The 13,549-nt window shown below is 69.1% G+C and carries 10 protein-coding genes; 4 read left to right on the top strand and 6 right to left on the bottom strand.

Features of this window, described 5'->3' with window-relative positions; genetic code table 11:
• Positions 1-5: 5 nt before the first annotated feature.
• The 4 genes from V7060_RS09040 to V7060_RS09025 form a co-directional block, all read right to left on the bottom strand.
• Positions 6-1,451, bottom strand: coding sequence for an amidase family protein (locus V7060_RS09040; protein WP_334178913.1), 1,446 nt, complete (start codon positions 1,449-1,451; stop codon positions 6-8).
• 30 nt (positions 1,452-1,481) lie between these two features.
• Positions 1,482-2,951, bottom strand: a complete 1,470-nt coding sequence (locus V7060_RS09035) for an amino acid permease (RefSeq protein WP_334178912.1) — start codon at positions 2,949-2,951, stop codon at positions 1,482-1,484.
• 192 nt (positions 2,952-3,143) lie between these two features.
• Positions 3,144-4,025, bottom strand: a complete 882-nt coding sequence (locus V7060_RS09030) for an alpha/beta hydrolase-fold protein (RefSeq protein WP_334178911.1) — start codon at positions 4,023-4,025, stop codon at positions 3,144-3,146.
• An 82-nt stretch (positions 4,026-4,107) separates the two neighbouring features.
• A complete protein-coding gene (locus V7060_RS09025; protein ID WP_334179115.1) occupies positions 4,108-4,833 on the bottom strand; it encodes a TorF family putative porin in 726 nt (241 codons plus the stop codon).
• Positions 4,834-5,025: 192 nt separating this feature from the next.
• Here V7060_RS09025 and argE point away from each other — a divergent pair, with 192 nt between their 5' ends.
• The 4 genes from argE (at position 5,026) to V7060_RS09005 (ending at position 10,521) form a co-directional block, all read left to right on the top strand.
• Positions 5,026-6,198 (top strand): acetylornithine deacetylase, encoded by a 1,173-nt coding sequence (argE, locus tag V7060_RS09020; RefSeq protein ID WP_334178910.1) that lies wholly within the window; start codon positions 5,026-5,028, stop codon positions 6,196-6,198.
• On the top strand, positions 6,195-7,508 hold the full coding sequence (locus V7060_RS09015; RefSeq protein ID WP_334178909.1) for an MFS transporter: 1,314 nt from the start codon (positions 6,195-6,197) through the stop codon (positions 7,506-7,508). The genes argE and V7060_RS09015 overlap by 4 nt, the downstream gene beginning before the upstream one ends.
• A gap of 300 nt (positions 7,509-7,808) precedes the next feature.
• Positions 7,809-9,980, top strand: coding sequence for a TonB-dependent siderophore receptor (locus tag V7060_RS09010; protein WP_334178908.1), 2,172 nt, complete (start codon positions 7,809-7,811; stop codon positions 9,978-9,980).
• Between the two features lie 55 nt (positions 9,981-10,035).
• Entirely contained in the window at positions 10,036-10,521 is a 486-nt protein-coding gene (locus V7060_RS09005) for a hypothetical protein (RefSeq protein ID WP_334178907.1), read from the top strand.
• 38 nt (positions 10,522-10,559) lie between these two features.
• Here V7060_RS09005 and V7060_RS09000 read toward each other — a convergent pair whose 3' ends face one another.
• Entirely contained in the window at positions 10,560-11,900 is a 1,341-nt protein-coding gene (locus V7060_RS09000; protein ID WP_334178906.1) for a hypothetical protein, read from the bottom strand.
• 68 nt (positions 11,901-11,968) lie between these two features.
• The gene (locus V7060_RS08995) at positions 11,969-13,069 is read right to left on the bottom strand and encodes an AraC family transcriptional regulator (protein WP_334178905.1); all 1,101 of its coding nucleotides are present in this window, start codon (positions 13,067-13,069) and stop codon (positions 11,969-11,971) included.
• Positions 13,070-13,549: the final 480 nt, after the last annotated feature.

Genomic DNA, 13,549 nt, shown 5'->3' with positions numbered 1-13,549 from the left:
TGCGGTCAGGCGAGATGGGCGACCGAATGCGCGGGCCAGCGGTCGGCCCAGGGCGCCGCGGCTTCGAGTTCGTAGGCCAGTGCGAGCAGGGTCTCTTCCTGTCCGCGGTCGGCGGCGAACATGCTGCCGATCGGCAGGCCGGTGCCGCTGTGCGACAGCGGCAGCGAGATCGCCGGCGTGCCGGCCATGTTCTGCAACGGGGTGTAGTCGATCCACGCGAACATGGACTGCGCCAGTGCGTCCACGGGGACCGTGGGCGCGAACGTGCCCAGTGGCGGCGGTGGCGTAGTGGTGACCGGGGACAGCGCCACGTCGTAGCGCGCGAAGAACGACGAAAGCTGCGGCGGCAGCGCGGCGATCTGTCGATACGCGGCTTCGAGGGCCGTGGTCGGCAGCCGTCGCGCGCGCTCGGCGAGTCCCAGCGTCCACGGTTCGAAGGCGTCCTCGATGCGGCGCCCGTCCAACGTCGGCAGCATCGCGTCGACGGCATCGGCAGCGAGGTGCGACCACAGGTCCTCGAAGGCCGCCATGAACGCATGGCCATCGAGGGGCCAGCCGACGAACTCCACCGCGTGGCCCAGGCTGGCGCACAGCGACGCGGCGCGCACGAGCGCATCGCGGACATCGGGATCCGGCGCCGTGCCGCGCAGGCCACGCTCGATGACGGCGATCCGGAGACGCCGTTGCGATGGAGACCGCACCATCGCATGCGACGGCCGTGGATGCGTGGTGGCGAAGCCCCAGGCGACGTCGCGCACGCTGCGCGCATGCAGGCTGTCGGCCACGAGCAGGTCTTCGACCAGATGGCGGCCACGCACGCGGACGGTGGCATCGCGTCCCGGCTTCAGGCCGACGATGCCGCAGCACGACGACGGCAGGCGGATCGAGCCGCCGCCGTCGCTGCCCTGCGCGAGCGGCACGAGACCCGCGGCGACCGCGGCCGCGGCACCGCCACTGGAGCCGCCGGGGGAGTGCGCGAGCGACCACGGATTGCGCGTTGTCGGCCCCAGTAGCGGTTCGGTGGAAGCGAGCAGGCCGAACTCCGGCATCGCCGACTTGCCGACGGCGACGAGTCCCTGTGCGGCGAGGCGGTCGACGTAGGCATGGCCACGCGCCAGCGGCGCATCGCCGCGGCTGCGCGAACCGGCGCGCGTCGGCATGCCGGGATGATCGAGCGAATCCTTCGCCAGCCACGGCACGCCGGCCATCGCGGCACGGGTCGCACCCTCGCCGGTCGCGCGGTCGAGGTGGGCGGCCTCGCGGCGCGCCTGCTCGAAGGCGCGATGGCTCAGCGATTGCAGCGTGCCGTCGAGCCGTTCGATGCGGCGGATCGCGGCATCGACCAGACCGGCGGCGCCGAGTTCGCCGGCCTGCACCAGCGCGGCCTGGTCATGCGCGTCGAGACGGCCGATCGCGAAGGCATCCTGGTCGGTGAGGGAGCGGGTGGACATGCGGGGCGGATAGCGTCTTCGAAGGGGAGGTCAGCCGGCGCGCCGCAGTGCGCGCTCGCGGCCGTAGAAGCGGTACAGCAGGGCGCCGATCGCGGCGTAGCTCGCCAGCAGCACGATCGGCAGCAGGTCGCCGCCGAGCGCCTGCTGCACGATGTCGATCGCCACCGGCAGCGTCATCGCGAAACTCATCACGATGGCGCACACCGGCACCACGCCGAACCAGGTGCCGCGGATCCACACGCCGCCGAGCGGGACGCGGAAGCGCCCAAGCCGTTCCGGCTGCGTGCTGCGGATGCGGATCAGGCAGACCGCCACCATCGCGAACATGAAGGACACGCCGAACGAGATCAGGTCGGCCATCAGCGAGATCGGCAGCAGTGCGGCATTGATCGCGGCGAGCGCCGCCAGCAGCAGGTTCGCGACCCACAGGCTGTTGCGGGTCGGGTGCAGGCGGCGGAAGAGGTCCGGCAGCAGGCCATCGCGCGCCATCGCGTAGCAGACACGCGAGTGGCCGAAGGCATTGGCCAGCAGCACCGACGCCAGGCCGGCCAGCGCACCGATCTTGATCACCGTCGCGAACTGCGGCCAGCCGATGCGGTCGACCGCGAGCGCGATGGGATCGGGCACGTCGAGTTCGCGGAACGGCACCAGCCCGGTCAGCACGATCGCGGCCAGGACATACAACGTTGCGCACACCGCCAGCGAGCCGAGGATGCCGATCGGCACGTCGCGTTGCGGGTCGCGGGTTTCCGCGGCCGCGGTGGATACCGTCTCGAAGCCGAGGAAGGCGAAGAACAGCAGCGCGGCCGCGCGCGCCACGCCTTCCCAGCCGTAGGTGAAGCCGCCTTCGTTGGCAGGCAGGAACGGCGACCAGTTGGCGGGTTCGACCGCGGACGCGCCGATGGCGATGAAGCTGACCAGCACCAGCACCTTCACCACCACCAGCACGGTGTTGGCCAGTGACGAACGCGCGGTGCCGAGGGCGACGATGCCGCCCGCACCCAGCGCGGCGGCGGCGGCCACCAGGTTGGCGTGGCCGCTGACCGCGAGCGAGGCGCCGTCGGCATGGGACAGCCACTGGATCGCCGGCGTCGACATCGCCCGTGGCAACACGATGCCGAAGTCCGACAGCAGGCTGCCGAGATAGCCCGAGAATCCGACCGCCAGCAACGAGGCGGCGACACTGAACTCCAGGAACAGCAGCCAACCCAGCGCCCACGCCGGACCGACGCCCAGCGTGAGCTTGCAGTAGCTGTAGGCCGAGCCCGACTCGGGCACGCTCGAAGCCAGTTCGGCATAGCACAGGCCGACGAGCAGGCAGGCCAGTCCCGCGATCAGGAACGAGACCGTCACCGCCGGCCCCGCGTACAGCGAGGCCGCGGTGCCGATCAGCACATAGACGCCGGCGCCGAGGATCTGCGCGACACCCAGGATCAGCAGGGAACCCCAGCCGAGGCCGGGTTTCAGGCCTGCCGCCGCGGGAAGAGGGGTATCCGCCATCAGTCGGTCTCCATCGGGATCGTGCGCAGGCCATGCGAGTGCCGTCCGCCATGCGGATGGGGACGAGCGTCGTGGGCGGGCGGGAAACCGATCATGGCGGTTTCATGCTCGCGGCTGGGGGAGCGCGGCGCTTCGCCATCCCGCTCCCGGACTTGGCAGAACGCGCCCGCAGGGCACGTCGATGCCACCGCCTCAGCGGATCTGGAAGGCGAAGCGCATCACGTCGGTGACCGAGCGCGCGGGTACGGTGACGTGCACTTCATCCGGGTAGCGCAGCAGCCGCACGCGCAGGCCATGGCCGGACAGGCGGTCCAGCCGGTCGGCGAGCGCGCGCGCCGGCTCCGGATCGTCGTCGGTGTCCTGGTCGCCCACCACCACCATCAGCCGGCTGGTCTTGCCGATCCTGCCGCTGGCGAGTCGCGCGGTGAACGCCCGTTCCTCGGCCAGCATGCCCTGCTCGTTCCATTCCATCGATGGACTGGCCGCCACGATGGAGTGGAACGCATCGGGGCGCTCGTACAACGCGTACAGCGCGAAGAGGCCGCCGAGCGAATGCCCGAACAGCGAATGGCGGTCGGGATCCACGCGATAGCGGCGGCTGATCTCGGCGCGCAGCTTGCCGGTCAGGAAATCGAGGAACGGCTTGCGCGCACCGCTCTTGTACTGCGCCAGCGAACGCCACTGGCGCGGCGGCGGATCGAGCAGCGCCGCGGTGAAATCGTTCATGCGGCGCACGTCCCAGGCTTCGTCGCCGGGATACCCCACGCCGACCACGATCGCCTTGCCGACCGGCAGGTACTCGGCGACCCAGCGCGCCTGTGCGAACGAACCGAAGTAGGCGTTGCCGTCGAGCACGTACAGCACGGGGTAACCATCCTCCGGCGCGTCGCTGTCGTTCGCCGGCTTCGACACGAAGATGCGGTACACCTCGCCACCGTCCGAGGTGATGTCCCAGGTCTCGGTGGACGGCATGGTGTAGCCCGGTGCGGCCGGCGTCGTCGCGGCGAGGGCGCGCGCGCCCGGCAGTATCAGCAGCAGGGCGACGGCGGCGCACGCCAGGGTCTTGATCGTCATGCGGGGCTCCGAAAGCATCCCGGTCCGGGACAGGGCATTGAAACAGGGATCGGGGACGCGACGCGACGGGCGCGTCGCCCGGTCAGAACATCACCAGCACCTGCGCCCGCCAGCGGCCGTCGCTCTCGTGCCGGGTCAACAGGCCGGAGGTGGCGGGATCGATGTCGGTATCGCCGTAGCCCACCGAGTAGAACCACGTGTCGCGCCTGGCGGTGACGCGCAGGTCGACGTTGCGGTAGTCGCCGATGGCGCGGTTGCTGAAGTCGTAGTCGCCCACGGTGAGCGTGGCGGTGACCGGGATGCCGCGCGGCTTGCCCAGCGGGACGCGCACGTTGGCGGCGGTGTAGCGCGAATGCCCGCCCTGGAAGTAATCCCAGGCATAGGCACCGCTCATGCCGGCCACCGCGCCACCGAAGTCGTACGACGCGGATACCGTGAGTTCGTCGAAGTCGAGGTCCATGGTGTCCGACGGGCGTTGCCGGTACAGGTAGCCCGCGTTGACGTAGGTCTTGCCCATCTTCTTCGCCCAGCCGGCGAAGTAGTCGAACTCGACATGCGTGTCGGTCCCCGGGCCGAGGTCGATGTTACCGCCCCAGGCGCCGGCATAGGCGCCGTTGCGATGTTCCAGCTTGATTTCGCCGACGACCGCCGTCCCGCCGGCCGTCAGCGATTGGCCGCGCCAGACCGTTTCGGTGGCGAGCGAGGCGCCGTTCGCCCAGCGGAAGGCCTTGTCCGATTCAACGGCGGACGCGAGGGAGGGCGCGGCGAAGGCGACAAGGCAGGCGAGGGCGGACACGCGGGTCTTCATCACGGCAGTCTATGCACGAACGTCGCGCGCCGACTTGGCCAAAGCAGTGCGGGGCTTTGCCGGAACGGCTACGCCGGCGTTACCGATACGCAAGCCCGGCGTCCGTTTCTGCTAAGCCATCGTCCTGAACGGCATGTCCGATCCACGGGCGTGCCGTTAGGCTCGGGGCATCCCGTCATTGCAGGGCAGCCCTTGGCCACCACGTTCTCCGCCGATCCGACTAGCGCACGCGACTGGCTCGCGCGCCTCGTCGCCTTCGATACCACGTCGCGCAATTCCAACCTCGTCCTGATCGAGGCCATCGAAACGTGGCTGCGCGGGCTGGGCGTGCGGTCCAGGCGCGTGTCGGGCGCGGGTGGCGCGAAGGCAAACCTGCTGTTTTCCATCGGTCCCGAGGTCGCCGGTGGCGTCGTGCTGTCCGGCCACACCGACGTGGTGCCGATCGATGGACAGGCCTGGAGTACCGATCCCTGGACGCTGAGCGAGCGCGACGGGCGCCTGTACGGGCGCGGCACCGCGGACATGAAGGGGTTCATCGCCGCCGGGTTGTCGCGCGTGCCGGCGATGCTCGCGGCCGGCCTCGTGCGGCCGGTGCATTTCGCACTGTCGTACGACGAGGAAGTCGGCCTGCTGGGTGTGCCGTCGCTGATCGAGACGCTGATGGCCACCGTGCCGACGCCGGCCGTCGTCGTGGTCGGCGAACCGACCGGCATGCGGATCGTCGACCGGCACAAGGGCATCATGGGCATCCGCACCACCGTGCGGGGCCACGAGGCGCATTCCAGCCAGACCCACCTGGGTGTCAGCGCGAACATCGTCGCGACGCGCCTCATGGCGCGCATCGTCGGGATCGCCGATCGCCTCGCCGCCGCACCGGTGGCCGCCTCGGGCTTCGAACCGCCGCACGCCACCGTCACCATCGGCCTGGTGCAGGGCGGCACCGCACCGAACATCCTCGCCCGCGAATGCAGCTTCGTCTGGGACATCCGCTCGACCTCGCCGGTGGAAGCGCGAGCGGTCTACGACGAGGTCGATGCCTACGCAAGGCAACTGGATGGCGAGATCCGCGCGCGGTTCGCCGAGTGCGGCATCACCACCGAGATCCTCTCCGACGTGCCGCCGCTGACCGGCGCCGGCAATGCGCCGGCGATCGACCTGGTGTCGCAGCTCTTGCCGACCCCGCAGTGCGAAGTGGCCTCGTACGTGTCGGAGGCCGGCCTGTTCGAACGTGCCGGGCTGCCGACGGTGATCTGCGGGCCGGGCTGGATCGCGCAGGCGCACCAGCCCGACGAGTACATCGCGGTCGACCAGTTGGCTGCCGGCGAAGCCTTCATGGACCGGCTGGTGGAAATGCTGCGCGCATGACCGGCGACCGTCCCGCGATTCCCGAGCGCGGCGTCGGCGGCCGCAACTGGATCCTCGGCATCCTCACGTCGATCTACCTGGTCAACTTCATCGACCGCCAGATCCTGTCGATCCTGCTGCCGCAGGTGAAGGCGGAGTTCGACCTGTCGGATACCTTCCTGGGCCTGCTGGTCGGGCCGACGTTCGCGTTCTTCTACGCCACGCTGGGCCTGCCACTGGCGTTGCTGGCCGATCGCGTCAATCGCCGCAAGCTGATCGCGGCGTCGCTGGCGCTGTTCTCGGCGATGACGATCACGTGCGGGCTGGTGGTGCAGGTCTGGCAACTGGCGGTCGCGCGCGTGCTGACCGGCGTGGGCGAAGCAGGCACCGGCCCCGCGTCGCAGACGATGATCACCGACCTGTTCCCGCCGGAACGTCGCGGTCGAGCGCAGGCGATCTACGCCACCGGCGCCAACCTCGGCGTGCTGGTGGCGTTCGCCGCCGGCGGCGTGATCGCCCAGGCATGGGGCTGGCGCGCCGCCTTCATCGCGGCGGGACTGCCGGGCCTGCTGTTGACGGTCCTGTTGCTGGCCACCGTGCGCGACCCGCAGCGCGGCGCACACGACCGGGTCAAGCCGCACGACGACGCGCCGTCGCTCGGTGCGGTGCTCTCGCAGCTGTGGCAGAGCCGTGCGTTCCGGTACACCGCGCTCGGTGCGTGTTCGACCTGTTTCACCTCGTACGCGCTGGGCAGCTTCTTCCCGTCGTTCCTGGCGCGAAGCCATGGCATGTCGACGGCCGACATCGGCATCACGATGGCGCTGATCATGGGCGCGTGCGGCGGCCTGGCGACTTACGCGGCCGGCCATTTCGCAGACCGCTTCGGGCGCAACGACCCGCGCTGGTACTCCTACGTGCCCGCCATCGCGGCCCTTGCGCCCTTGCCGGTGGCGCCGATCTGTTTCCTGGCGCAGGACACGGGCATCGCACTGGCCGCCGCGATCATCCCGCTGTCGCTGACGGCCGCGTTCATCGGCCCGACCATCACCATCATCCAGCGGCTGGTGCCGGTGCGCAGCCGCGCGACCGCGGTCGCGACGCTGATCCTGATCGACAACATCGTCGGCCTCGGCCTTGGGCCGCAGTTCGTCGGCATCGCCAGCGACTTGTGGAAGCCCGCGTTCGGCGAGGATTCGCTGCGCTACGCCCTGCTCGCGGCGATGGCGGGTTCGGCCGTGTCGGTGTTCGGTTTCGTCATGGCGGCGCGGCATCTGCGCGCCGATATCGCCACGCGCGAAGCCGCGTCGCAGGCGTCGGCATCGAATGGCTAAGGCCCTGCTCTGATCCGTCAAGCAACCCGCGCCGGGTTGCGGCAAGTTCACCGTGAGGCAGGCAGCACGACCCGCGCCACCAGGGGATCTCGGTGGCGCGCGGCACGCACGCGCAGTCTGCCCGCTTGATGGTTACCGCCGCGATCCCGCTCGCGCACCGAATACCCGCAGCTCCGGAACGGAATCCGCCCCGACACCGCATGGAGAACGACTAACCGCCTCGTCTGGAACAGGCCCTGCCCGTCGTCCCGTTCCGGACATTCCCGCCACGCCAGCCAGTCAGTTCGCCCAGGAATTTCCATGACCACTTCCCGTCAAAGCGCCATAGCGCTGCCTTCCCTCTCCCTGCTGACGGCAGGCCTGCTGGCCGCCATGAGCGCGCATGCGCAGACCGCCGACGGCACCGACGCCGTGCAGGCCACCGACCTCGACAAGGTGCTGGTGATCGGCCAGCGCGCCAACCGCATCAGCAACGGTGCGACCAACCTCGACCTGGACATCAAGGAAACGCCGCAGTCGATCAGCGTGGTCTCCAAGGAGCAGATGGACGCGTTCGGCGCCGACAGCCTCAACGATGCGCTGCGTCTCGCCACCGGCATCCAGGTCGAACAGACATCGACCAACTCGACCCAGTTCCTCTCGCGCGGCTTCGAAATCAAGAACACGCAGATCGACGGCGTCGGCCTGCCGAACGGCTGGGGCGTGGTGACCAATGCGATGGACGCCTTCGGCTTCGAGAAGCTGGAAGTGATCCGCGGCGCCAACGGCCTGCTGACCGGCGTGGGCAACGCGTCGGGCACGGTCAACTACGTGCGCAAGCGTCCGACCAACGAGTCGCAGGGACAGGTCGGCATCACGGTTGGGTCCGAGAACCGCCGCCGCCTGCAGGCCGATTACTCGACGCCCTTCACCGAGAACGGCAGCTGGGCCGGCCGTGTCGTGGCCGCGCGCGAGGAGAGCGACTCCTACCTGCGCGACTTCGAGAGCGAGCGCAGCTACTTCTACGGCGTGGTGGACGGCCAGATCGGCGAGAACGGCGCGCTGGCGTTCGGCTATTCCTGGCAGAAGGCCGATACCAGCAACAACATGTGGGGCGCATTGAGCTTCCTCGATACCAACGGCAACCAGATCGAATGGGACCGGAGCGCATCGCCGACGCAGGACTGGACGTACTGGAATTCGACCACCGAGGCCGGCTTCATCGAGTACACGCACCGCCTCGGCGACACCTGGCAGCTGCGCGCCTCGTACAACCACCGCAGCTACGAGCACGATGCCAAGATCTTCATGGCCTATTCCTTCGCCGGCCTGGATCCGGTGACCCACGAGGGGCTGTACGGCTGGGCCTACAAGAGCCCGTACGAAACGAAGGCGGACATCTGGGACGTGAGCCTCAATGGCCGCTTCACCCTGTTCGGACGCGAGCATGAAGCGATGTTCGGTGCGAGCACGGGACGCAGCGAGGGCATCGACTGGTACAACCCCACCGATACCAGCGGCCCGCAGTTCGGCGCGCTGCCGGGCTTTCCGTTCGGCGGCGACGTGATCCCCGAACCGGTCTGGGGCGAGAAAACCGTCTACACCACGTTGAACCAGCGTCTGACCCGCGTGTTCGGCGCCACCAGGCTGGCATTCACGGACCGCTTCAAGACCATCCTCGGCTTCAACTGGGCCGAGTACCAGCGCGACAGCGTCGACAACGCGGGCGCCGCGTCGGACAAGACCGATCGCAATTTCGCACCCTACGCGGGCGCGACCTTCGACTTCACCGATCGCGTCACCGGCTACGTCAACTATTCCTACATCTACCAGCCGCAGGACGCGGTCGACTACGACCGGGTGTACATCGAGCCCAGCAAGGGCACCAACTACGAAGTGGGTGTCAAGGCGGAGTGGTTCGACAAGCGCCTGCTGACAACGCTGGCCTGGTTCACCGCCAAGCAGGATGGGCTTGCCACGTACGTGGCGACCCGCTTCATGGAGGGCTATGCGTATGGCTACTACCGGCCCGACGATGTCGAATCCAAGGGCTTCGAGTTCGAAGCCACCGGCAGGCTGAGCGAGCACACCGACCTGCAGTTCGGCTACACGCACCTGAGCCTCGACGGCGGGCCGCCGCTGCCCGCGGCGGATCCGGACCAGACCGGGCCGACCTACGGCTGGGTGCCGCGCCGTACCGCGAACCTGATGCTCAGCACGCGCCTGCAGAGCGTGCCGGCACTGTCGTTCGGCATCGGCGGGCGCTGGCAGAGCGACATCGTCAACTACGAGGACTACGTCAAGTACGCACGCGTGCGCCAGGACGGGTACGCCATCCTCAATGCGTATGCGGCATGGAACATCACCCCCGCCCTGACCCTGCGCGCCAACGTCAACAACATCACCGACGAGAAGTACATCCAGAGCCTGTACTCGGTCAGCTACTACGGCCCGCCGCGGCAGTACGCACTGAGCCTGGACTGGCGCTTCTGACATGGCCGGCGATCAGCGGATTTCTCCGGTAGTGGCCAGGCAGCGGACACGCTGCGTGGCCGGCCCGTTCGCACTGGCGCTGTTCCTCGGCGCCGGCCCGGTGCAGGCCGGCGACCGCGAGGACGTGCTGGCCCGCATCGCCGAGTACATGGCGTACGAGGAGAGCGGGAACCTGGTCGCGCAGGGCGGGCTGATGCTGGACGAACGCAGCATGGTGTATCCGGGTGGGCGTACGCAGGGAAACAACCGCGCGGGCATGGCGCAGCAGCAGGCGGCGCAGGATGCCTTCACGGCGGAATTCCCCGGCGTGAAGTACGCATTCGAACAGCGCGACGTCAACGTGCAGGTGTGGAACGGCGACAGCGCACTGGTCGTCTTCGACTCGTTGCCGACGCGCATCGTGCCGCCGTCGCTGCCGCCGGAAACGGTCGCGAAGCTGGGCGCGCCGAAGGTTCCGCTGATCGTCGCGGCCATGCTGGTCAAACAGCACGGTGCGTGGAAGATCGCGCACACCACGTTCGTTCCGCGCGACAAGGACTAGGTCCTGCGCCCGACGGTGGGGACCACCGTCGGGCGATTTCAGCGTCCGCTGCGATGCCGCTGCTCGCGTGTCGCCGCGTTCTCGCCGGCCCAGCGTTGCATGCGGGTCGGTACATGGCGCTTCAGCGCGGGATGGCCATCGATCGCGTGCCCGATGCCGGCGGCATCGCCGTCGCGCAGGTAGGTATCGAGGAACGCGAGGACCACGTCGCCGATCGTGTCCAGGGCCTCGCCGCCCTCGATATCGCCCACGCGCTCCTGCCGCTTCGGACCATCGAGCAGGGCGACGAGGTCGGTGAAGCCCAGGTGGCGGATGCCGTCCAGGCGCACGCGCAGCACGTCGTCGTTCCTGCCGGCCGACGGCCAGGGTTCGTAGGCGAGGTCGTTGGGACTGAAGTCCGCATCGCGCGGCTGTCCTTCGAGCAGGCCATAGCGCGGCCAGTCGCTCAGCATGAGCAGCAAGGGCCGCCCGACGGCACCGTCGAACAATGCGGGATCGAAATTCTGCCCGTCGAGATTGACCGCCGCGCGGCATGCAGCCACGCGCCGGCAGGTGGTGGCGGACGTGGCGCCGCCGAACGACATGCCGGCGAACGCCAGTCGCGTACGATCCGCGGTAGCGAGCACCTCGCGCAATGCCGCAGGTTCCGTGCGCGCGACGATGGCGTCCGCGACGGCAAGTGTGTCGTCACGCCAGGCGGCGAACGAGCGGCCGATGCGCGTGGCGGGAAACGCCTCCGCATAGGTCGCCAGGGCGTCACGGCGAACAGCCAGGTCGGCGCCGCCGACGACCACGTTCCAGGCCTCGGCGAAGCGCGGGTCGTCCGGCGTCCCGCCGAACTGCGTCGCCACCAGCGTCCCGTCCTGCAAGCGCACGTCGGTGCTGTCGCCGGGATGCGCGATGGACACGACGATGTAGCCGTGGCTGGCCAGGCGCGCGGCGAGCACGGTGTTCTGCTCGGGATACAGGAACAGACCGTGGCTGTAGACCACGATGGGGAATCCACCCGTCGCGTTCGCCGGCCGTGCACCGGGATGCACGGCGACGCGGGCGGCGGCCACCGCATGCAGGTCCCCGTCCGCATAGCGGAAGTTGCGCGTGATGGCCGGCAGCGTGGTGGCGGCGACGGCGTCCTCAAGGTAGGGAACGCCAGCGACCGAAGCCTGTGCTTCGGCGGGATACCAGACCACCGCAGGCAGCCGGCGCGGACCACTGTCGGGCTTGCCCGTTTCCAGGGTGCGCGTCGCATCGGTGAACTCGGCGCGGATCATGCCGACTGCGTACGCGCCATCGGGCGCCGGCAGCGTGGCGGCGGACGCACCCGGCATGCCGATGCAGGCAGCCAGCGCAGCGGCGATGATGGAGTACCTCAGGGTCATGCGACGTCCTCGGCCATGTGCATGGCGGTCGATGCTTCGACCGGCGGAATACCGGATGGCATGCGTGCTCAGTTCACCCGCGTTCCGCGACCGGACTCCGGCGCGGCGTCCGCATGTTCGCGCAGCCGCTCCGCCAGCGCGCCGCGCACGGCCGTGGTGCGGACGACGGTGGGGCAGGTGCCGAAGGCCAGCTTGAACGCACGGGTGAAGCTGCCGGGACATTCGTAGCCGCACTCCATCGCGATATCGATCATCGGCTTGTCGCTCTTGTTGACCAGCACCATCGCCCGCGACAGCCGGACCTGCTTGTAGACCTGGCCCACGCTGCCGCGGTACAGCGCCTGGAACCCGTACTGCAGCTTCTTGATCGTCATGCCGACCGCGGAAGCGAGCTCGGACACGCTCAGCGGATCGTCCAGGTTCTCTTCGATCACCTGCTTGGCCTGCTTGATCTTCTCGATGTCGGCGCGCCGCAGCACCGGGCCGTCGGCATCGTCGTCCTCCGCGTACGACTGGACGACCGCGCACACGATCTCCATCGCCTTGGCGGTCAGGTACAGCCGCCGCAACTCGCCCTCGTAGGGGCATTCGAAGGCCTGGCTCGCGGCCACGCTGGCCACGTTGCCCAGCGGCACGTGGCGCAGTCCGGTCGGCACGCGATCGACGATGTAGTCGCGGAAGACCGGTGGCAGCGCCTGCGCGTCGAGCCCCAGTACGTCCTTGATGCGGTCGCGCCGCAGGAAGATCGACACCCACCGCAAGGGACGGTTCGGCTCGTACACGGTGCGCACCGCCTCGCCGCTCGGCAGGCCGTAGAACGTGCAGAAGCCGTGTGCGAGGTCCTCGTCGGCGAGGTCGCCGCCGGCGGAGATCGTGCTGCGTCCTTCGATCCAGGCGCAGAACACCAGATGGTCGTCGTGGCGATGCTGGCGGGAAAGGGCGCGCGCGGCCCGGAAATCGACGATCGCCATCGACAGGGCATCGTTGAGCTGGTGGAACACCCAGCCGCCGTCGCCGACCGATTCGTCGTAGCGGTGCCGGAAACCGTGTCCCGACACGAGCGGCTCGCGCCAGCCCTCGTGGACCTGCTGGCTGCGCCAATCGGTCGCTTCCGCGGGGCGACCCGCGCAGACCAGCATTTCTTCGATCGTGCGATCGTCGAGGATCATCGATGGTGTCTCCCGTTACGTGTCCGTCGCAGCTTTCCTGCGGGCGACGAACGCATGGCTGCCCGCGTCCTGCGTCGGCGTTCTCCGTGGTCCGTCCCGGCCGCGGTATTCGGGCACCGATGGCGATCGCGTGCGTCCTTCCACCGCATGCGCGAGTGGCGAGCCGTTTCGGCTAAGTCGTCGACCTGTTCGGCAATTCCGCCGTGAAGCACGGCCGCTACCCTCAAACGACTTTCCACCGGCACGTCAGACGTTGGCAACCACCCCTCTGCTCCGTTCCTCCATCAAAAGCCCGGGCCGGTTCGCTGTCCAGTGTCGAGCCGCGCAAAGTCCCTCCGGCTATGTCGCTGTTTTTGAAGGGGAACCCCGTTCGCTGGCGCAACAACGCGGCGTCGCGGCGGGCGCAAACGCGCGCGCAGGACGTTCCGGCCCGTGAATACGCCACGTCCTTCGAACGCCACGCCGCCCTTCCGCCCGGCG

Origin of the sequence: Pseudoxanthomonas sp. (assembly GCF_036845285.1) — a bacterium.
Taxonomy (GTDB): domain Bacteria; phylum Pseudomonadota; class Gammaproteobacteria; order Xanthomonadales; family Xanthomonadaceae; genus Pseudoxanthomonas_A.
This window is presented reverse-complemented; position numbering and strand designations above follow the sequence as displayed.

What these genes read in the sequence shown, in the direction of transcription:
- V7060_RS09040 (WP_334178913.1), bottom strand. Translation starts at nt 1,451, where the DNA reads ATGTCCACCCGCTCCCTCACCGACCAGGATGCCTTCGCGATCGGCCGT.
- V7060_RS09030 (WP_334178911.1), bottom strand. Translation starts at nt 4,025, where the DNA reads ATGACGATCAAGACCCTGGCGTGCGCCGCCGTCGCCCTGCTGCTGATA.
- V7060_RS09015 (WP_334178909.1), top strand. Translation starts at nt 6,195, where the DNA reads ATGACCGGCGACCGTCCCGCGATTCCCGAGCGCGGCGTCGGCGGCCGC.
- V7060_RS09035 (WP_334178912.1), bottom strand. Translation starts at nt 2,951, where the DNA reads ATGGCGGATACCCCTCTTCCCGCGGCGGCAGGCCTGAAACCCGGCCTC.
- V7060_RS09010 (WP_334178908.1), top strand. Translation starts at nt 7,809, where the DNA reads ATGACCACTTCCCGTCAAAGCGCCATAGCGCTGCCTTCCCTCTCCCTG.
- V7060_RS09025 (WP_334179115.1), bottom strand. Translation starts at nt 4,833, where the DNA reads ATGAAGACCCGCGTGTCCGCCCTCGCCTGCCTTGTCGCCTTCGCCGCG.
- V7060_RS09000 (WP_334178906.1), bottom strand. Translation starts at nt 11,900, where the DNA reads ATGACCCTGAGGTACTCCATCATCGCCGCTGCGCTGGCTGCCTGCATC.
- V7060_RS08995 (WP_334178905.1), bottom strand. Translation starts at nt 13,069, where the DNA reads ATGATCCTCGACGATCGCACGATCGAAGAAATGCTGGTCTGCGCGGGT.